Raw genomic sequence first — 19,928 nt, 5'->3', positions numbered from 1 at the left:
AGGTCCGGCGGACGTCCGCGCGGCAGTCGCGCGCATCACGCGTTTTCACTGCGAAACACATAGTCCGCCGTATGACAGGTGTCATCGGGGGGCGGGCGTCCGGTCCGGTGTTCCCCCGGCGTGACGAGTGCCCCGGAGCCGCCTTGGGGTGCGCGGGGGAGGGCCCGCCCGCTCTGGTCGGGCCCTCAGTCACGAGAAGTGTCACCCGGTGGCGGACCGCGATGAGGTTTCCCCCGGCGGGATGGCGGTCGTCCTGATCCGGTTGAGAATCTCCTCGATCGCGTCGACTCCGGCGTCACCGAACACCGCTTCGGGGCCGGTCGGCGAGATACTCGTGAACGGTGGTTCGTAGAGGTCTCCGACGTTCAGGAAACCGTTCTTGGCGACATAGTCGATGATGAGGTCCAGGAGGCGCAGTTCCGTTGAGGTGAACGTGCGCCCGGCCTGGAACTTGTCGAAGGCGGCTGCGGCCGCGTCGCGCTCCAGCCCGGTGAGGGAGCGAAGGAATAGGCCGAGGCCACCGTGCTCCTCCTCAGCTCGCTCAATGTCCCCCTCGGTTCCGTAACCGTGGCCCAGGAACACTTGGATGAAGTGGTCGATGTCGGCGCTGGTGAGTTGTTTGTTGCGCAGGAGCTTTTGCACGGACAGGTCGTCGCCGTGGCTGTGCACGTAGGTGCGGACCTTGAGCTCGAACCGGGTCCAGCCGCCGCCGATGTCCAGGCCCTGGAGCTCGGTCTCGGTGAGCTCCCCAAGCTCGTCCTCGAAATCGGAGTAGACGATCCCGCGTCGTGTCTTCGGGATGAGGCGCACCAAGCCGCGCACACGTCGCCGCATGGACTCCAGCATTGGCAGGGTGACGTCCTCCCACCAGGCGTCGGTGGTCAGATCGGCGAGGAGTTCACGGTGCTTGGCCACCACGGGGTTGTTGATCGTCGTGGGATCGAGCAAAGCCTCGGCGATGTCCCGGACCTGATTGCGTAGCTTGTCGAAGTTGGGATCTGCTTCGAGAACACCCAGTTGCAGACGTAGCGCGAGCAGATCGAAACGCTTGGCCTCCTGGCTGTTCTCGTTCTCCTTGAACTCGGTTGGCAGTGGGGCGAGCGTCTCGATGAGTTCGTCACGCCTGTCGACGGTGATCGGCTGCCACGCCGTCGGGTCTTGGTAGGCCTCCACCCGTTCCAGTTGACGTCGGACCTCGACGTTGCGGTGGTTCATGCCCGCCACCTCCGATTGGAGGCGTTCTGCCAAGGAGTGGCGCAGGGACGCTTCGTCGGCGGGTTCCTCTGAAACGGAGCCGGCGGCAGCGGGAGCGGTTCGCCCGGTCCCAGGAGCTTCCAGTCCACTGCGATCCAGTCCGTGCAGCAGCTCCACACGCTTGCGGAAGAGCCTCTCCCGCAGTGAGGGCTGGGTTCGCGCCTCGGCGGTGGGCAGGTTCTGATTGAAGAACTCCACATTGCGGCCCATATCGAAGACGAGGAAGCCCGATTTGTGATCGTCGGGGCCGAACAGGTCCGGTGAGAGCCTGGTTCCGCGTCCGATCATCTGCCAGAACTTGGTCTTGGACCGCACCAGTTTGGCGAACACCAGATTGACGACTTCGGGGATGTCCACCCCGGTGTCGAGCATGTCCACCGACACCGCGATGTGGGGAGGCGAGTCACGGCGGGAGAACTTGTCCAAAGCGGCCTGCGCGTAGCTGGTGTTGTGCGTGATGACCTGTGCGAAGTCACCGCCGAGGTCGGGGTACAGGGCGTTGAAGCGCTCCACGATGAAGTGGGCGTGCTTGGTGTTGCGGGCGAAGACGATCGTCTTGCCGAGCCGGTCACCGCCATCGACCTTCGCACCGTAGGTCATGACTGTCTGGAGTGTCTTGTCGATGGTGTCCTTGTTGAACAGGTACTTGTTGACCTCGTCCGCGGCGATCTGGTCGGGAGCGCCCTCGTCGTCATCCCATTCAGTGAGGTCCCAGGCCTCCTGGTCCTCCTCGGACAGCTCGTCGTACTTGATCCCCTCTCGGGGAAACTTCAATGGCACGTCGATGGTGGTGGGCCCCACCAGATACTTCTCCTGGATAGCCTCGTCCAGGCTGTAGACGTCGGTGGGGACGCCGTCCTCAAGGTTGAACAGCCGGTAGGTGTTGCGGTCGATCTCGTCTTTGGGAGTGGCGGTCAGCCCGACCAGGAGCGCGTCGAAGTACTCGAAGATCGCACCGTACTTCTGGTAGACGGACCGGTGGGCCTCGTCGACGACGACCAGGTCGAAATACCCGGGTCCGAACTTGCGCACCTCGTTGGAGGCGTCGTTGATCAGCCCCATCATCGTCGGATAGGTGGAGACGTACACCCGCGCGTCGGTGTTCTTCTCCTCCACCAGATTGACAACCGGGGTGCTGGGCAGGTGCTGCTTGAACGCCCCGAGAGCTTGGTTGACCAGGGCCGTGCGGTCAGCGAGAAACAGGACGCGCTTGATCCACCCGGCTCGGTTGAGCAGGTCCACGAGGGCGATGACCGTTCGGGTCTTGCCCGCGCCGGTGGCCATCACTAGCAGTGCTTGGCGCTGCTTGTCATCGGCGAAGGTCTCCGCGATCCGGCGGATGGCGCGTGCTTGGTAATGGCGTCCCGCGATGTCGGCGTTGATCTCGACACCGGCCAGGGCCTGGCGGCCCGCCCTACGCATGATGAGCGTGCGTAGCTCGTCCTTGGTGTAGAAACCCTGAACTTCGCGCGGCGGGTAACCGAAGTGGTCGTCCCAGACGAAGGTGCGGTAGCCGCTGGTACAGAAGATGACCGGTCTCTGCCCGAACCGGGCTTCGAGGGCGTCGGCGTAGACCTTGGCCTGCTGCTGGCCGTCCCGTGCGTCCTTGGTGGTGCGCTTGGCTTCGACCACGGCCAAGGGCCTGCCGTTGTCGTCCCACAGCACGTAGTCGGCCCTGCCCTCCCCGGTGGAGGTCGGCAGACCGGTGAGCGGGTACTCACGGTCCTCGGGGTTGGTGAGAGCCCAACCAGCTTCTCGAAGAAGTAGGTCGATGATGTGCGTTCGGGTGTCGGCCTCGTTGTAGTCGTGCTGGTCGTCGACGGCGGCGTTGACTGCCTTGGCTTCCTTAACCTCCGCGCGCAGACGCAGGACCTCGGCGTCCAGGTCCTTGTTGCGGCGCTGGGCCTTGGCCAGTTCGTCTTGTTGACGGGCGAAGTCCTCGGCCATCTTCTGGACTTCGGCCTGCTTCTTGCGGCGGACCTCGGCGGGTACCGGGGTGGGGATGACGTCACGCTGGAAGGACAGCCCGGAGGCCGGCGGACTAACGGTGCCGCGCGTGTAGTTGCGGGCCAGCCAGTACAGGACGTGGAAGAGCTCAACGGCGGTGCGAGTGGAGTCCTGGTGAGAGACCGGCCCTGGGCGGTGCACGGCGGAGTTGCCCTGACGCCGGATGAGGTCCATCTTCGTGCGGATCGCCGGACCGACCAGGTTGACCATGGTGGGTTCGGCGATCCGCGCGGCGAGGTCGCTCTGGTAGGGGATCCGCAGGGTGTCATCGGCCTCGTAGAGCCAATTGACGGCCAGTTCGAGTGTGCGGCGCGCGTAGAAGCAGGACACGCGTGGGTCCGCGACCGCGAGGCGTTCAGCGCGGATCGCCTCGTTGTGGAGGTCGGGCCACTCGGCTCTGAGGAAGTCGAAGTTGCTCACCAGGCACCTTTCCCGGAGGGAGGGATGGGGATGGGGTACGGGACGGGGCGGCAGCGGGGTTATGAAGTTGTCGGTGGGGGTGGGGCATAGTTGGGGGGCGGGCGTTGCGCTGTGTAGCTAGGGGGTTATGTCCCGATCATCCCACAGGGTGCCGTCAAACGCCCGCTGCTGGACCGAGGCGAAGAGTTCGTCCAGATGTGCGAGGTGGGCCTGGTGCTGGGCTCTCTGGAAAGAGATTTGAGAAATCCTTTCCGCGAATTGATTTTGTAGCGCCAAAGGTGGAATGGGAACGGAGATGGAGCTCAGGTTTTTTCCATTTATGTTGTACTGACCCGCGGAGGTCTTGCACTTCAGTCGAAGTGTCGTGCGTCCATGTTGGCTGAGCATGAATTCGCGCAAGTAGACGGGATTTGTCAGTGACTGGTCTGGCCTCGCCCGGATGAGGTACGAGGCGTAAATGAAGTCTTTGGAGTCGTATTCTGTCGATTCGATCGATTTCTTGTTGAATAGTGCGCACCGGCCCACGTATTCTGGGTTCCCGTTGCTTCGGACGAAGAGTAGGTCACCGTCCTGTAGGCGCAGGCGATCAAATTCGGCGTCAGTGGCGGGAACTGTTTTGATTTCTGTGAGATCAAGCGTCCCAGAAACGACGTTCGGAATTCGGAGCGTCGGAAAGCCGCTCATTGTTGATTTGCTTGAAGTCCCGTAGCGCAGTTCGGTGGTGATTTCTCCGAATTGTTTGCGAGGCCAGGGGCTATCTTTGGCGCCGGGGTCGCCGAATGTCTGGAGAAATGCGGACTGCACTAGCTCGTCGAGCAGGTCGATTGACCTGCGGCGCTTATTCCGAACATCCTTCAGCTTGTCGAGTAGGTCGGTTATCCTTTCTTGGGTTTCAAGGTTTGGGACTGGGACTGGCATTTTTAGGCAGCGCTTGATGTCGAGATTGGAAATATTGGTTGTTTGTCGACCAAGGCTGCGGACGGTGAACTGTGTTTTCGGGCTGGAAAACCAGTGATATAGGTACCTTGGGTCTATATTTCGGCGATCTGCGCGCAGGTTGGAGATGAATCCGCCAAAGGTGGAAGGTTGGCTGAGTCTGGGCACCCAGCTGCATTTGCCGATCAGGTTCCAGCTATTCGCGCTAGATACCAGGATGTCGCCTTCGCGTAGGTACTGATCATCGCGCTTTATATGTTTTCTATCGATAGACCAGATGCTAGAGGTGTCCAGGGTTTTCTGCACATTCTTTGTCCTCATGCACCAGACGGTGTCTTCGGAGCTTTCGATAACATCCTCGGGTTTGAATGTAACGCCTCTGATGAACTCGGCAACGTCGCCGAGCTGGAGAACTTCGATTCCGCTCAACGCAGCATATCCTTTATTCCCGAGATGCCCTTTTTGATGTCGGAGTCCAGGGTTTCGATTTCATCGATGATCTCTAGTGGTGTCCGGTATTCGGCCTCTTCGTAGAGGACTTCCTTATGCCGGTTGAGGCTCAGGTCGTAGTCTTGAGAGGAGATGTCTGACTTTGGGACACAGAAGCTCTGTTCTGTGCGAGCCCGATTTTGTTCACTGCCGTCGCGACGTGACCACCGGACAAGAACGTCAGGCAGGTTGTTCTTCTCGTGCTCCGTTGAGTTCAGGCCGCTGCGCTGCGAACCAAGCTTCTCATCGGGCAGAAGCGGAGTCCGCTTGTCATCGAGGCTGTAACCATCTGCGGTCACGTCGTAGAACCAGACGTTGTCCGTGCCGCCGGAGTTGGTTTTGGTAAAGAAGAGAATGGCCGTAGACACGCCTGCGTAAGGCTTGAAGACTCCGCTGGGGAGCTTCACTACGGCGTCCAGCTTCTGGTCTTCCACGAGAATCTGACGAATAGCCTTGTGCGCCTTGCTGCTGCCGAACAGCACGCCTTCCGGCACGATGACGGCGGCGCGACCACCAGGCTTCAACAGACGCAGGAAGAGCGGGAGGAAGAGTAGTTCCGTCTTCTTCGTCTTGATGATCTGCTGGAGGTCCTTGGCGGTGCTCTCGTAGTCCAGGCTTCCGGCGAACGGCGGATTCGCGAGAATGAGGGAGTAACGTTCAGCCTCCTCCGCGACGCTTTCGGCGAGCGAGTCGCGGTACCGGATGTCCGGCTGCTCCACCCCGTGCATCAGCATGTTCATGCTGGCGATGCGCAGCATGGTGCTGTCGAAGTCGAAGCCGTGGAACATGCTGTTGTGGAAGTGCCTCTGGTTGGCGGCTTCCAGCAGGGCGTCGCTGTGTTCGGCGCGCATGTGTTCGGAAGCGGCGACCAGGAAGCCCGCCGTGCCACAGGCCGGGTCGCAGATCTCGTCCTGCGGGCCGGGGTTCATCATCGCCACGATGAGCTCGATGATGTGCCGGGGAGTACGGAACTGCCCATTGTGCCCGGCGGTCGCGATCTTGCTCAGCATGTACTCGTACAGGTCGCCCTGTACGTCGCCGTCGCCGAGCGGCAGGCCGTCGATCATGTCGAAGGCCTTGGTGAGCAGGTTCGCGTTGGGGATGGTGAACCGGGCGTCGCGCATGTGGTGCGCGTAGGTGGAGTCGTCGCCGCCGAGCCGACGCAGCCAGGGGAAGACTCCCTTGTCCATCATCTCGTAGAGGGTGTCCGGTGCGAGCTCCTTGAGCTCGGACCAGCGCAGGGGTTGGTCGTTAGCCGTGTAGAGGGTGTTCTCGACGGGCTTACCCGTGCGTTGGCTCTTCTTCTCCTTGGCCTTCTGGATGTCTTCCAGCCTGCGGAGGAACATGAGGTAGGTGATCTGCTCGATCACTTCGAGGGGGTTGGAGATCCCTCCGGACCAGAACGCGTCCCAGAGGCGATCGATCTTGCTCTTCAGCTCGCCTGTAATCACGCCGATCAGCGTAGTGGAGCGCTGTGACGCGACCAGGCAAGACGCCGAAGCTGTATGGCCGATCTGGCACCCGAGAGATGTTCACCGACCAGGCATCTCCCTTCGTGGCCTCGTGCCGCTGTGTCCAGGTCGTGCCGCGGCGGCCCGCCCCGGAGAGTGCCACCGGAGCCTTCTCCCCGTAGCCCCTGGCGACCCCGCCCGTCCGCACCCGCCTCGTCCGGCGCCCGTCAGGTCCCTTGAGGCTCGTTCGCGTCCGCGCGGGCGGGCGGTCCTGTCGCGGACACGTTGCCACAAAGTAGTTGGAAGACCTTGTAAAAGCTAGGAAGCCCTGGTACTTGCGCTGTCGTCAGGGTCCGGGATCATGGTCGGGCAGGGGAAAAGGTGCCGCTGGGGGCTTGCGCTCTCCATAGTGAGTTCTGTCACGATATGGGGAGGGCTGTCCGCACCCGCCCAACACCCCGGGTGGACGGACCGTGATTCGGCCGACCAGCGTTCACCCACGCGAAGTCGGCCCCGAGAACCCGAGGAGCGACGTGTCGCACATCGCCGCGCACGAGGAACCGGAGCTCATTCAGCTCCTGACACCGGAAGGGGAGCTGACCGAGCACCCCGACTACCCCCTGGACATCAGCGCGGAGGAGATCCGCGCGCTCTACCGGGACCTGGTCCTGGTCCGTCGGGTCGACAGTGAGGCCGTCTCCCTCCAGCGCCAGGGCGAGCTGGGCCTGTGGGCCTCGCTGCTGGGCCAGGAGGCGGCGCAGATCGGCTCCGGCCGCGCGCTCCGCGACGGCGACATGGCCTTCCCCTCCTACCGCGAGCACGGCGTCGCCTGGTGCCGCGGTATCGAGCCCAAGGAACTCCTCGGCATGTTCCGCGGGGTCACCAACGGGGGCTGGGACCCGCACGAGCACGGCTTCCACCTCTACACGATCGTCATCGGCAGCCAGGCGTTGCACGCGACCGGCTACGCCATGGGCGTCCAGCGCGACGGCGCGGTCGGCGAGGACGGCAGCGCCGTCATCTCCTACTTCGGCGACGGGGCCACCAGCCAGGGCGACACCAACGAGGCGTTCAACTTCGCGTCGGTGAACAACGCCCCCGTGGTCTTCTTCTGCCAGAACAACCAGTGGGCCATCTCCGAGCCGCTGGAGCGGCAGTCCCGTGTGCCGATCTACCGGCGCGCGGCGGGCTTCGGCTTCCCGGGCGTGCGCGTGGACGGCAACGACGTCCTGGCGTGCCTCGCGGTCACCCGCGCCGCCCTCGACAACGCGCGCACCGGCCAGGGTCCCACGCTGGTCGAGGCGTTCACCTACCGGATGGGCGCCCACACCACGAACGACGACCCCACCCGCTACCGGGACACGGCCGAGCTCGACGCGTGGAAGGCCAAGGACCCGATCCTGCGCGTGCGCCGGTACCTGGAGCTCAACGAGCTCGCGGACGAGGCGTTCTTCACCGCCGTGGACGAGGAGTCCGACCGGGTCGGCGAGACGGTGCGCACCCAGTGCCGCTCCATGGCCGACCCCGAGCCGCTGGACATCTTCCACGAGGTCTACGCCGACCCCCACGTCCTCATCGATCAGCAGCGGTCCGAGTTCGCCGACTACCTGTCCTCCTTCGAGGGCGCTGGCGCGGAAGGGGGCCGTTAGGCCATGGGCACCAACCTCACGATCGGCAAGGCCATCAACGCGGGCCTGCGCGCCGCCATGGAGCACGACCCGAAGGTCCTGGTCATGGGCGAGGACGTCGGCCGTCTCGGCGGCGTCTTCCGGGTCACCGACGGTCTGCACAAGGACTTCGGGGCCGACCGCGTCATCGACACCCCCCTCGCGGAGTCCGGCATCGTCGGCACCGCGATCGGCATGGCCCTGCGCGGCTACCGCCCGGTGGTGGAGATCCAGTTCGACGGCTTCTTCTTCCCGGCCGCCAACCAGACCTTCACCCAGCTCGCCAAGATGCGCCGGCGTTCGGCGGGCACCCTCAGCGTCCCCGTGGTCATGCGCATCCCTTACGGCGGCGGCATCGGCGCCGTGGAGCACCACAGCGAGTCCCCCGAGGCGTACTTCCAGCACACGGCCGGTCTGCGCGTGGTGAGCGTCGCCAACCCGGAGGACGCCTACTGGATGATCCAGCAGGCCATCCGCTCGGACGACCCGGTGATCTTCCTGGAGCCCAAGCGGCGCTACTATGAGAAGGCCGAGGTCGACACCGAGGCCTCCATCGCCGAGGCCACCCCGATGGGCGCCGCGCGCGTCGCCCGCCCCGGCACGGACTGCACGCTGCTGGCCTACGGCCCGATGGTCAAGACCGCCCTCCAGGCGGCCGAGGCCGACACCGACCACTCCATCGAGGTCATCGACGTGCGCTCGCTCGCGCCGGTCGACTACGCGACCATCACCGCGTCGGTGAGGCGCACGGGTCGTCTGGTCGTGGCGCACGAGGCCACGCTCACCGGCGGTCCCGGCGCGGAGATCGCCGCTCGGGTCACCGAGGAGTGCTTCTACCACCTGGAGTCGCCGGTCATCCGTGTGGCCGCGTTCGACACCCCCTACCCGCAGTCCCGGCTGGAGGAGCACTACCTGCCGGACCTGGACCGGGTCCTGGACGGCGTCGACCGGGCGTTCGCGTACTAGATCGGGGATACCGCAAGACATGGCGATTCAGAAGAGCACGCCCGCGGTCGACGGCGTGCACGCGTTCAAACTGCCCGACGTTGGTGAGGGCCTGGTCGAGGCCGAGCTCCTCACCTGGTACGTCAAGCCCGGTGACACCGTCGCCGACGGTCAGATGATCTGTGAGATCGAGACCGCCAAGGCCGTCGTGGAGCTGCCGTGCCCGTTCTCCGGGACGGTGCGGGAGCTGCTGGCGGCCGAGGGCGAGACGGTCGAGGTCGGTTCGGTGATCATCACCGTGGACGACGGCACCGGCGGATCTGGTGCCACCGACACCGGCACCACCGACACCGGCACCGCCGACACCGGTGCCGGAGCTGACGGTGCCGGGAACGGTGCGGCCGGTGCCGAGGAGACCGAGGTCCGGGAGAAGCCCCTCGTGGGCTACGGCGAGAAGGCCGCCGCCACGCAGCGCCGCGCCCGCCGCCGCCCGACCCCGTCCGGTCCGGTGTCACCGCCGGTGCCCCGGTCCTCCGACGCCGCTCCCGAGCCCGCTCCGGCCGCGGCGGCGCCCGCCCCCGTGACGGGGCGGCCGCTGGCCAAGCCCCCGGTCCGCAAGCTGGCCAAGGACCTCGGGGTCGATCTGGGCGCGGTCGCGCCCACCGGCAAGGGCGGGATCGTCACCCGGGAGGACGTGCGCGCCGCCGCCGGGGGCACCGCCGCGACGGCTCCTGCGGAGCCCGCCGCGACGCACACCGCCCCGCAGACGCCTCCGGCGACGGACCGTGCCGCCCGCGAGCGCCGCGTCCCGATCAAGGGCGTGCGCAAGCACACGGCCGCCGCCATGGTGAACAGCGCGTTCACCGCGCCGCACGTCACCGAGTTCCTCCAGGTCGACGTCACGAGGACGATGAAGGCGGTGGCCCGCCTGCGCGAGCGCCGCGACTTCGCGGACGTGCGGGTGTCGCCGCTGCTGTTGGTGGCCAAGGCCCTGCTCATGGCGGTGCGCCGCCACCCCGAGGTGAACGCCTCGTGGGACGAGGAAGCGCAGGAGATCGTGGTCAAGGACTACGTGAACCTGGGGATCGCGGCGGCCACCGAGCGCGGTCTGGTGGTGCCCAACATCAAGGACGCCGACGCGCAGACCCTGCCGGAGCTGGCGGCGTCCCTGAAGGCGCTGACCGACACCGCGCGGTCGGGCAAGACCAGCCCGGCCGACATGTCCGGCGGCACCATCACCATCACCAACGTCGGTGTGTTCGGCGTGGACGCAGGTACGCCGATCATCAACCCCGGTGAGGCGGCGATCCTCGCCTTCGGGCAGATCCGCGACATGCCGTGGGTACACAAGGGCAAGCTGAAGATCCGCAAGGTGACGACCCTGTCGCTCTCGTTCGACCACCGCCTGGTCGACGGCGAGCTGGGCTCCAAGGTGCTGCGGGACATCGGCACCGCCCTGGAGGACCCGGAGCTGACCGCTCTGGCCTGGGGGTAGCCGAGCCGGGCTGACACGGTGAGGGCCGGTGCGGTCGGGGGAGGTCCCGACCGCACCGGCCCTCGTGCGTCACCGCGCGCCCTCGTGTGCGGCGGCGCCGCGTCGTGTGTGGCGGGCCCGCCCCCAAGGGGGTGGGGGCGGGCCCTACTCGTTGGTGTTCCCGTTCCGGGGGTGTGACCAACCCTTGACCCCCCGCTTTTTCGCGTGCGGCGCCGCCGCCCGGTCGGGACTCGGGGACATCCCAGCTCACCAGGGGTCGGCGGCCGGAACCCGGCGGGGAAGGGCGGTCTAGGAGAAGGGCCAGACCAGACCGTACTGGGTTCCCACCGCGATGACGGCCGCACCGGCGACCGGCAGCAGCGAGTAGTGCGCCCGGCGCACCGGGCCCCACCAGTCCCGCAGCCAGGCGGTCACGGCGAACCCGGCGGTGGCCAGGGTCAGCGGAACGGCCGCCCCCAGCGGCAGGCTCAGGATCACGGACCCGCCGAGCACCCACTCCTGGAGCCGGTTCGGGTCCAGGAGCGCGTAGACGACCAGGCCGACCCCGGCCAGGCAGGCCAGTGCGGTGAGACCGGCGAAGACGGCGGCGGCGACGTGCGCGGCGCCGCGCGGTCGGCGCAGCCGCACCGTGCCGCTCAGCAGGATCAGCAGGGACACGACGACGGTGGCCAGGTGCGCGCCGGGGCTGCCCCAGGCGGGCACCCGGTCGTAGCCGCTGGTGGGGTTGGCGTCCAGGTACAGCGCCACGGCGCGGTCGTCCTCCATGACGAACGCGAGCCGTTCACCGCTCTCCGGGGCCGTGAACACGCCGTCGCCCTCGGGGAGCCAGCGCTCCTCGGGGACGATGCCGCCCCGCACGCGCAGGGAGCCGTCCCCCGCGTCCCGCACGGTGACGTTGTCGAAGAGGGTGATGATCTGGCCGATGCCGGAGGTGGAGCGGCGGTTGGTGACGTAGTCGCCCGAGTAGGCGCCGAGGTCGCCCGTCTGCGTGTTCGCGGTGTCCGCCGCGTCCGTCGAACCGGCGTCGTCGGCGCCGCCACCCGCGCCGCCGGCACCTTCGGCTGCGTCCGAGCCAGCCTCGGGCGCGGCGAACGTGTCGGTGAACGCGTTCAGCACCGCGAAGCGCAGGTCCAGGAGCGGGTTGGCTCCGGCGTCGGGCCCGGAGTCGTCTCCGTTGACCGACACGAACACCCCGGCGCCGATCTCCGGCACGACCAGGTAGCCGGAGTGGTAACCGTCGAGGTCACCGCCGTGGCCGACGACCCGGGGAGCGTCGCTCCGGAACTCGTAGGTGCCGTATCCCATGGCGTTGGCGCCCGGGTGGACCTCGAACCGGCGGTCGAGCATGGCCTCGGCCCACTCGGTGCCGAGCACGCGCTCGCCGTCCAGCTCGCCGCCTCCGAGCAGTGCCAGCATGAACCTCCCCATGTCGTCCTCGGTGGTCACCGCGGCCCCGGCGGGCACCAGCGGGATGTGCGGGTAGGGGGCGACGGTGCCGTCCGCCCGGTGCGAGGTGACCAGACCGGTCTCCTCGTGGAGCTGCTGGAAGCGGGAGCCGTCCATGCCCAGCGGCGTGAACACGTGGCGCCGTACGTACTCCTCGAAGGGCTCACCGCTGACCTCCTGCACCACGTATCCGGCCAGGGCGGTGCCGTAGTTGGAATAGGCGGCGTACCGGCCGGGCGGGAAGACGCGTTCGGGGACGGTCTCGCGCAGGAACTCCTCCAGGTCGCGCTGACCGGCGGGGTCCTCGGGGTCGTCCATCTCGGTGACCTCCTCGAACCCGGGGCTGTGGGTGAGCAGGTGGTGGAGGGTGACGGGCTGGTCCTCGTACGCCTCGGGGAGACGCATGTCGTCGGGCAGGTAGGTGTTGACGTCCTCGTCGAGGTCCACCTCGCCGCGTTCGGCGAGCTGGAGGACGGCCATGGCCGTGAACGACTTGGAGACCGACGCGGTGGGCAGGCCGTACGCCCCGGCGTCCATGGGGGTTCCGGCGGCGAGGTCGGCCGTGCCGTGCGCGGCGGTGGCCAGGGTGCGCCCGTCACCGACGACCGAGACCACCACGCCGGGCGCTCCGTGCCGTTCCAGCAGTTCCGGGACGCGTTCCTCGACGAACGCGCGGGCCGTCCGTTCGGTGGGTCCGGGAGAGGGAGGTGGAGGCTCCGCTGGCGCGGCGCTCGCCGCGGCGGGGGCCAGGGCCAGTCCGGCGGCGAGGGCGAGGCCGATCGGCGCGGTGAGGAGGCGGAGGGAGGATGCGGGCACGGTGGGCTCCAAGCGGGCTGTTCGGTGTCACCACCAACGCTAGGAATCCGGCCCCTTCCGGGCACTGGCGTCCTCGACCGTCTTCGGGTACGGCCAGCTGTAGTGCGCCCGGTGGTGGAACCCCGATCCGCGGAACTCCGACGCCGTGCCGACCGGGTGCCGGGTCGGCGCCCGCCCGATGACGTGGCCGATGACGGGTCGGTGTCGGCGATGCGCGATGCGAGGGTGCCCCGCGCGTGTGTCCCGCCGGGGCACCCGGGTGCGGGCCCGGGACGGGCCCCGGTCAGCCCAGCAGGAACGTGATGGCGAACAGCACCGGGACCGTGAGGAACGTGGTCAGCAGGATCACCTCACGGGTGAGGGTCTCACCGGTGCGGTACAGGGTGGCGTAGTTGAACACGTTCTGCGCCGTGGGCAGGGCGGCCAGGACCACCACCGAGAACAGGGCGGCGCCCTCCAGCCCGAACACCAGGGAGCCCAGCGCCCAGGCGATCACCGGCAGACCCACCGACTTCAGGGCCACCGCCAGCAGCACCGGCACCTGGTCCGGACCCGCGCGGCCGGGCAGGGAACTGCCGTGCAGGGAGATCCCGAACGCCAGGAGCATCGCCGGGACGGCCATGCCGCCGATCAGGTCGAACGGTTCCATCAGCGGAGCGGGCGGGGTCCAGCCGGAGGCGGACAGCGCGACACCGGCGATCGAGGCGATCACCACCGGATTGCGCACGGGGGTGCCGAGCGAGCGGCGCAGGACTGGCCAGAAGCCCCGAACGGTGCCGTTGGCCAGGTCCAGGACGGTGAGCGAGACCGGGGCGAGCACGAGGAGCTGGAAGAGCAGGATCGGGGCGACCAGCGAGGCGTCCCCGAGGACGTACACGGAGATCGGGATGCCGAGGTTGCCCGCGTTCACGTACGAGGAGCCGAGCACGCCCACGGTGGTGCGGCCCACGCCCCAGCGCCGGACGACGCCCACCACCAGGAAGAGGAGGGCGGTGATGACCACGGCCAGCACGCTCACCAGGACCGGGCCGGAGACCAGGATGGACAGGTCGGTGCGGGCCAGGATGGTGAACAGCAGGGCGGGGCTGGCGACGAAGAACGCCAGCTTGCTGAGGACCTCCCGGGCCCCCGGTCCGAGTAGGGGTATGCGGCCCAGCATGTAACCGATGACGACGATGCTGGCGATGACCCCGAAACCGACGATGACCCCGGACAAGGAACGCCCTCCGAACAACCGTGCGGCCGTGACCCGCAGAGGCTAACGGAGTGGGCGCCGAAGCGAAACGGTCCACGTCACACCACGGAAAGTGACCGGTCAGGCCTCGGCGGAGTCCTGTTCGCGGCAGCCCTCGTGGTCGTCCTGCGAGCACCCCTGGCGGGGGTCGAGGGCGGCGACCATCCTTCGGCGCCGCGCCTCCTTCACGGAGACGGAGACGATGCGGGTGACGGCGGCCGCGGTGATCAGGGCGAGCGGGATCGCCAGGGCCGCGGCGGGCTGGCGGATGGGGCGGTAGTGCGCGGAGTCGGTGCTGACCACGAGGAAGCCCGACGGGCGGACCCGGGTGTAACCGGCGCCGCCCGCACCGTCGCCGCCGCCGAGGAAGGGGAGCCTGCCGGTGCCCCCGCCCATGGTGCTGAGGGTGCTGACCCGGGCGACCGGGACCACCGTGGTGCCACCGGAGGTGACCGGGGTGCCGAAGGCGGACGCCGAACCGGCGACCGCGCGGGTGTTGTCGAGGAGAGAGGTGAGTGCGGCCATGGTGCCTCGCCGGTCCCTGTTCCTGGGCATCCGAGGTGTCCCTTCAGTGGGGTCGCGGGATTTCACGCTATAGGGGGTTCTCGGAGAACGCGATGAGGAACGACCCCTGGGTGTGTCCGTCAGCCCCAGAACGCGCGGGGAGCGGTGCCCGGGATATCCGGGGGAGTGGGGGTGCCGGGTGCCCTCAGCCTCCAGCGAGTTCGGCGCGCACACGCCACCCGTCATCCTCGCGAGTGAGCACCGGGCTCAGGTCGGGGTAGCCGGGGCGACCCTCTCGGCGCCAGTCCTCGACCCACGTACTCAGACGTTCCAGCGAACCGGAAGCTCCGCCGTGCAGGGCGCTGCCCGTGTTCGCGGCCGTGAACACCGCCGCACCATCGCGGTCCGCGTACCCCACGCCCCAGAGCGGGCCGCCCAGGCCCACCACGCTGATCTCCTCGGGGCGGCGGGCGTAGAGGTAGGCGGTCAGATCCACGGCCGACTCCCCCGTTTCCAACACACCGGTCCGCGCAGTGCCCTCGTCGGCCAACGCCTTGAGCAGGCCACGTGCGGCTCCGCCGTCCCGGCCCGCCCAGGGCGCGGAGATCCACAGGTCCAGGCCGTCTTCGGAGCGCACCAGGGCGTCCACTCCACGCGGTGGGACCAACCACTGCTCCAGCTCCACGTCGTGCATCTCCACATAGCGTCCCGCGAAGAGCTCCACACCTTCGGGACCGAGTTCGGGGTCCACACGAGCGCGCAGGATCGCGGCACTGCGCACACTCGGCGCCAGTTCGACGGGAGTGACGATCACGGCGTTCGGCGCCGCTTGCTCCACCCAGGCCCGGGGAAGGAGGCTCGGTGTCGTCCAGGCCACGACCCGATCGAAATCTCCCGAGCCCGGAGCCCCCAGTGCGCCGTCGCCAGTGATGACCGCGACGTTGGTTCGCCCTTGGGATGCGTGCAGATCACGCGCCCTGGTGGTGAGCTCCGCAACCACGTCCACCGACACCACCGAACCCGCCGGTCCCACGAGGTGGCTCAGCAGCGCGCTGGAGAAGCCCGAGCCGGTACCGATCTCCAGCACTCGCATTCCGGCCCGCACCTCCAGGCGTTCCAACAGCTCGGCGATGGCCGAGGCAGCGGTGCTCTGCGTGACGAGGTTCCCGTCCGGCCGAAGCGTGTAGAGGTCCTCGTCGACGGCCGCGAGCGCGGCGGTCACGTTCGTCTTGTCCATCGTTTCCCTTCACCAGTGGTGGTCATGTCCGTTGCAGCAGCAGGTAGGGGCGATCGGGCTCGGAGGGCTCACCGACGCGAGCCCCTTCCACCTCGATCCAGGCATGAGCCGTGTAGGGCATCAGACGGGCCCCGATGCACCAGTCCACGGAGCGCCGTGTCAGCAGCGCGGCGAGCGCGGCCGCGAGGGAGTTCTCCAGGCAGGCCGCACGTCCGGGGAACCAGCGCGCGGCGCGGCACGGTGTCGGTCAGTAGTAGCGGGAGGTGTTGAGGTCCGCCGTGTCCTGCGCCCCGTTGCCGAGGATGACCTCACGAGCATCGTCGAGGTCGATCAGCACCGGGAGCTCGTACGCCTCTTCTTCCTGCATGTTCACTCCCTGAGAGTCTGAGAGGACGGTCTGCCTTCGAGCATGGCCAGACTATTCCCGGAAACAACATCGGTCAAGGAATAGTGAAATGTCCTCTCGTGACCGGCGGGGCGGGATTCAGGTGACGAACGTCAGGCGTGCTCGCGGACCAGGTCCGCGAGGAAGGTGCGCGCCTCGTCGTCGTAGATCGCGGCATCGGCGAACAGCTGGAAGATCCTCAGGTGGAAGTCGATGTCCCGCGGCTCCGTGATCGACCGGTGCGTGGTGAAGCTCTCCACGGACACCTCGTACTCGTCACGGATGGTGAAGGCGTTGATGGGGACTTGCGGTACGGGTACGTTCCACGGCAACACGCCGAGCCGCACGTTCGTCAGCGTCGCGATGTTGGCCAACCGGTCCGCCTGGGCGGCCATCGTCGCCGAGCCGCCCATGCTCCACCGCAGGGCCGCCTCGGTGACCACGAAATCGAAGCGCCGTTCGCTGTCGAAGAGAACCGCTTGACGATCCAACCGGGCGCTCACCGCGCGTGCGACATCGGTTCCCGCCATGGACAGCGGCTGACTGAAGACCGCACGCGCGTATTCGGCGGTCTGTAGTAGTCCTGGAATCATCGTGGGCTGGAAGACCCGGGTATGCGTCGTACGACGGGCTTTCCTGCCGACGTCCTCCTGGGCCCGGTGAAGCCCTCGCTTACGCAGCATCCGCAGGGAGCGATAACGATCGTTGAGATCACCGGCCCGGGTCTCCAACTCTCCCCGCAGCTCCTGGGGCACACGATAGAGATCCAGGAGAAGTAACACGTCTTCCAGGGAGGGGGTGACTTTGCCGGTCTCGAGCTTGGAGACCTTGGACTGGCTCCACCCGAGCCTCTCGGCGACGAGCACCCCGGACATGCCGGATTCCGCGCGAAGCCGCCGAATCTCTTCGGCCAGCTCCGCGCGGTCACGTTCGAACGATGCAGGTGTGTCCATCAGCCCCGGTGATACTGCGGATGCGCTCTCCAATACTCGTTGAAGGGTACGACCTGTTCCATGGCCAGGTCACGCTGGGCTCGGTAGTGCTCCGGGTCAGGCACGTCTGGAGGTGCGGGCAGCAGTTTTGCTGATCTGCGCGTCTGTCGGCCATGGGATGACGTCTTCGTGCGGTGTGGAGAATCGGGCATCTACCCGAACCCACCACTCGCCCCCTGTGTCCGCCGTCCCGCACTTCTCGGCGCCACCCACACCCCTCCGCTCCTCACCGCTCCTCCTACCGCGCGCCATCGCTCCAGGCCAGGCCGTCCAGCGTCTCCCCCGAACCCCGGTCTCACCCGAGGGTGCGCACGACCTCCAGGGTGTCGGGGTCGATGATCCCCACGTTCCCGTCGGCGTCGATCCCCGCGATCACCTCCGGGTGGAAGGCCGCCCCCCTGAGCACGGGGCTCTCCTCGTCCCCCGTGAGGAGGTCCTCGCCGGTCTCCACGTCCCACAGGTGGGCGCGGTGGATCGTGGTGCGGTCGGCCGGGTCCTCCTCCGTCGTGGAGTAGTACCAGCTGACATGCACCCACCCGCGTTCCGGATCGGGAGTCAGGGCCCTGACCTGCGCGGCGAACGGCCGTTCCGCGAACTCGTCCAGCCGGAACGCCCCCAGGTCGGTTCCGTTCCCCAGGTCGTGCCACACCACCTCGTCGTCGCGGACGAAGAGCACCTGGTTCCGTCCCGGAAGCGTCGCCATGGTGCTGACGGAGACGTTGCGAACCGCTCCGACGCGTTCACCGCTCTCCGGGTCCCAGACGAAGACCGTGTCACCCGAGGAACTCGCGAGCCGGTCATCGTCGAGGAAACCGAGGTCGCTCGTGCTGTCCCGGTCGTTGAAGGTCCGCACCAGCTCCCCGGTCTCCAGGTCCACCACCCCGATGGAGTCGTCCCGGTCGACCGCGTACCCCGTCCAGGAGGCGAGCGCCAGCCACCGCCCGTCCGGGCTGAACGCGTTGGCCGACACGGACGTACGCCGTCGGCTCCCGTCCGGGCGCGGTGCGGGTTGGGCCCCGAGGTGGTCCAGCACCTCACCACTGGGGACGTCGATGGTGCTGGCCACCCGGTGCGGCGGCCGTTCCTCCTCCCGGGCCCCGTCGACGTCCTCCGCCCAGGTCACCGACAGGGCGCACCCGACCGGCGCGAAGGCCACGTCCCGCACCAGCTCGCGGTCGGGGACGGGGGTGGCGAGCGGCTCGCCCGTCCGCCAGTCCCACAGGCTCAGCCCGTGGCCGTCCCCGGCCAGGGCCAGCACGTCGCCGTCGGGAGAGAACACGGCCTCACTGACGTCGAGGTCGTCGGGCAGATCCACGGGTTCGGGGAACCCGGAACCGTCCAGGCAGGAGGCGTCCGTGATCAGCCCCGGCGTCCGCGCGGGCGCCCCCTCGTCGGCGGTCGTCGAACCGGGCGGCCAGGGCGGGCCGTACATCCGCAGCGCTCCGGCGCCCCCCGCCGCCGCGACCGCCGTCAGGGCCAGGGCGCCCGCCGTCAGCGCGAGGAACCTCCTCTGGGCGGGAGGAGCCGCGGGAGCAGTCTGCGGAGCCGGAGCCGGGGGCGACCCGGAGAGCGCGTCCGAGGTAGCGGAAGGTACGCGGACCGGAGCCGGGGGAGTGGAACCGGAAGCCGCAGCCGGGGGAGTGGACCCGGCCGACAGGGCCGTGCGCAGGGGGCCGGACTCGGCCCGGATCGCCTCGGCCAGCTCCGGCGGCCAGGGCGCCACCGGGTCCGTGCCGCCGCCGAGCATGTCGACGAGGTCGACCGCGCTCGGCCGCAGCGACGGGTCCTCTCGCAGGCAGACGTCCACCACGCCGCGCAGTTGCGGCGGAACGCCGTCGAGACCGCCCGGCCCCTCGGTCCCGCTGGCCGCGAAGCACAGCACGGCGGCCCAGGAGAAGACGTCACCCGCCGGGGTGCCGCCGCCCTCGGCCGGTTCGAACACGCTTCGCCCCGCCGTACGCCGTTCCGCCGCGCTTCTCGCTGCGGTGCCCCCTTCCGAGGAGCCGCGAGTCGCCGCCCCGGGTGGCTCCGCTCCCCGCGACGCCCGCCGCGTCGTTTCCCCCTCGGCCTCCGTCTCCACGTCGCCCGTTTCGCCAGGCGGGAGGAGCCCGGGATCGGCGATCAGGGCCCGGTCACCGGCCAGCAGCACCCCCGCAGGTGTGAGGGAACCGTGCGCGTGACCGGCCGCGTGCAGCGAGGCCAGCGCACGGGCCGTGGCCGAGGCGAAGGCGGACAGCGCCGCCACCGGTAGCGGGCCGTGCGCACCCACCAGGGACGCGAGGTCCGGTCCGAGCGGCCGCTCGACGGCGACCCACGGTACGGGGGAGCGCAGGTCGGCGTCCCGCACCACGGCCACGTACGGACCTCCCAGCCCGGTGGCGGCCTCCACCCGATGGACGAAGGCGGCGCGGGCGGCGGGGTCGGTGGCCCGGGACGCCCGCAGGACGCTGATCCGGAGGGCGGGCCGTCCGAGCCGGACGGGCTCGCCGTGCGCTGGGTCGCCGAGTGCCGCAGCCAGGTAGGAGCGGGTGTGGGCGTCCTCGCCCAGCCGGGCCAGGAACCGGTGGGGGCCCGCACCGGGCGGGTCGTGGGGACGCAGGGGAAGCATGGTCTCCGTTCGTCTCGCTGGTAGGTGTCGGTGCGGGTGCGG

13 protein-coding genes and 1 pseudogene are annotated in these 19,928 nt (G+C 68.3%); 3 read left to right on the top strand and 11 right to left on the bottom strand.

Annotation, left to right across the window (positions count from 1 at the left end; all coding sequences use genetic code 11):
• Positions 1 to 201: 201 nt before the first annotated feature.
• The 3 genes from ABZ635_RS11620 to ABZ635_RS11610 form a co-directional block, all read right to left on the bottom strand.
• The gene (locus ABZ635_RS11620; RefSeq protein WP_357762677.1) at positions 202 to 3,681 is read right to left on the bottom strand and encodes a DEAD/DEAH box helicase family protein; all 3,480 of its coding nucleotides are present in this window, start codon (positions 3,679 to 3,681) and stop codon (positions 202 to 204) included.
• Positions 3,682 to 3,798: 117 nt separating this feature from the next.
• On the bottom strand, positions 3,799 to 5,046 hold the full coding sequence (locus ABZ635_RS11615) for a restriction endonuclease subunit S (protein ID WP_357762674.1): 1,248 nt from the start codon (positions 5,044 to 5,046) through the stop codon (positions 3,799 to 3,801).
• Positions 5,043 to 6,557 (bottom strand): class I SAM-dependent DNA methyltransferase, encoded by a 1,515-nt coding sequence (locus ABZ635_RS11610; RefSeq protein ID WP_357762671.1) that lies wholly within the window; start codon positions 6,555 to 6,557, stop codon positions 5,043 to 5,045. Before ABZ635_RS11610 ends, ABZ635_RS11615 begins: the two co-directional genes overlap by 4 nt.
• 533 nt (positions 6,558 to 7,090) lie before the next feature.
• Between ABZ635_RS11610 and pdhA the strand changes: the two genes are divergently transcribed.
• The 3 genes from pdhA to ABZ635_RS11595 are packed head-to-tail and all read left to right on the top strand — an operon-like array spanning position 7,091 to position 10,664.
• Positions 7,091 to 8,206, top strand: a complete 1,116-nt coding sequence (pdhA, locus tag ABZ635_RS11605) for a pyruvate dehydrogenase (acetyl-transferring) E1 component subunit alpha (RefSeq protein ID WP_357762668.1) — start codon at positions 7,091 to 7,093, stop codon at positions 8,204 to 8,206.
• 3 nt (positions 8,207 to 8,209) lie between these two features.
• On the top strand, positions 8,210 to 9,190 hold the full coding sequence (locus tag ABZ635_RS11600) for an alpha-ketoacid dehydrogenase subunit beta (protein WP_357762665.1): 981 nt from the start codon (positions 8,210 to 8,212) through the stop codon (positions 9,188 to 9,190).
• Between the two features lie 19 nt (positions 9,191 to 9,209).
• Positions 9,210 to 10,664: a dihydrolipoamide acetyltransferase family protein gene (locus tag ABZ635_RS11595; protein WP_357762662.1), complete on the top strand. Its 1,455-nt coding sequence runs from the start codon at positions 9,210 to 9,212 to the stop codon at positions 10,662 to 10,664.
• A gap of 288 nt (positions 10,665 to 10,952) precedes the next feature.
• Here the strand turns inward: ABZ635_RS11595 and ABZ635_RS11590 are convergent, their stop codons facing one another.
• From ABZ635_RS11590 to ABZ635_RS11555, 8 genes and pseudogenes are all read right to left on the bottom strand, one after another.
• Positions 10,953 to 12,926, bottom strand: a complete 1,974-nt coding sequence (locus ABZ635_RS11590; RefSeq protein ID WP_357762659.1) for a serine hydrolase domain-containing protein — start codon at positions 12,924 to 12,926, stop codon at positions 10,953 to 10,955.
• 283 nt (positions 12,927 to 13,209) lie between these two features.
• A complete protein-coding gene (locus ABZ635_RS11585; RefSeq protein WP_357762656.1) occupies positions 13,210 to 14,142 on the bottom strand; it encodes an AEC family transporter in 933 nt (310 codons plus the stop codon).
• A gap of 99 nt (positions 14,143 to 14,241) precedes the next feature.
• Positions 14,242 to 14,715: a spore germination protein GerW family protein gene (locus tag ABZ635_RS11580; protein WP_357762654.1), complete on the bottom strand. Its 474-nt coding sequence runs from the start codon at positions 14,713 to 14,715 to the stop codon at positions 14,242 to 14,244.
• Positions 14,716 to 14,869: 154 nt separating this feature from the next.
• Entirely contained in the window at positions 14,870 to 15,901 is a 1,032-nt protein-coding gene (locus ABZ635_RS11575) for a methyltransferase domain-containing protein (protein ID WP_357762651.1), read from the bottom strand.
• Positions 15,902 to 15,923: 22 nt separating this feature from the next.
• Positions 15,924 to 16,127, bottom strand: a pseudogene (locus tag ABZ635_RS11570) (lasso peptide biosynthesis B2 protein); the annotation flags it as partial.
• Between the two features lie 21 nt (positions 16,128 to 16,148).
• The gene (locus ABZ635_RS11565; protein ID WP_357762649.1) at positions 16,149 to 16,268 is read right to left on the bottom strand and encodes a putative RiPP precursor; all 120 of its coding nucleotides are present in this window, start codon (positions 16,266 to 16,268) and stop codon (positions 16,149 to 16,151) included.
• A gap of 131 nt (positions 16,269 to 16,399) precedes the next feature.
• Positions 16,400 to 17,239 (bottom strand): helix-turn-helix transcriptional regulator, encoded by an 840-nt coding sequence (locus ABZ635_RS11560; RefSeq protein WP_357762646.1) that lies wholly within the window; start codon positions 17,237 to 17,239, stop codon positions 16,400 to 16,402.
• Positions 17,240 to 17,573: 334 nt separating this feature from the next.
• On the bottom strand, positions 17,574 to 19,886 hold the full coding sequence (locus ABZ635_RS11555; protein ID WP_357762643.1) for a protein kinase family protein: 2,313 nt from the start codon (positions 19,884 to 19,886) through the stop codon (positions 17,574 to 17,576).
• Positions 19,887 to 19,928: the final 42 nt, after the last annotated feature.

It is taken from the genome of Nocardiopsis sp. NPDC007018 (assembly GCF_040635075.1).
Taxonomy (GTDB): Bacteria; Actinomycetota; Actinomycetes; order Streptosporangiales; family Streptosporangiaceae; genus Nocardiopsis.
This window is presented reverse-complemented; position numbering and strand designations above follow the sequence as displayed.

What these genes read in the sequence shown, in the direction of transcription:
- ABZ635_RS11580 (WP_357762654.1), bottom strand. Translation starts at nt 14,715, where the DNA reads ATGCCCAGGAACAGGGACCGGCGAGGCACCATGGCCGCACTCACCTCT.
- ABZ635_RS11560 (WP_357762646.1), bottom strand. Translation starts at nt 17,239, where the DNA reads ATGGACACACCTGCATCGTTCGAACGTGACCGCGCGGAGCTGGCCGAA.
- ABZ635_RS11595 (WP_357762662.1), top strand. Translation starts at nt 9,210, where the DNA reads ATGGCGATTCAGAAGAGCACGCCCGCGGTCGACGGCGTGCACGCGTTC.
- ABZ635_RS11555 (WP_357762643.1), bottom strand. Translation starts at nt 19,886, where the DNA reads ATGCTTCCCCTGCGTCCCCACGACCCGCCCGGTGCGGGCCCCCACCGG.
- ABZ635_RS11575 (WP_357762651.1), bottom strand. Translation starts at nt 15,901, where the DNA reads ATGGACAAGACGAACGTGACCGCCGCGCTCGCGGCCGTCGACGAGGAC.
- ABZ635_RS11600 (WP_357762665.1), top strand. Translation starts at nt 8,210, where the DNA reads ATGGGCACCAACCTCACGATCGGCAAGGCCATCAACGCGGGCCTGCGC.
- ABZ635_RS11565 (WP_357762649.1), bottom strand. Translation starts at nt 16,268, where the DNA reads ATGCAGGAAGAAGAGGCGTACGAGCTCCCGGTGCTGATCGACCTCGAC.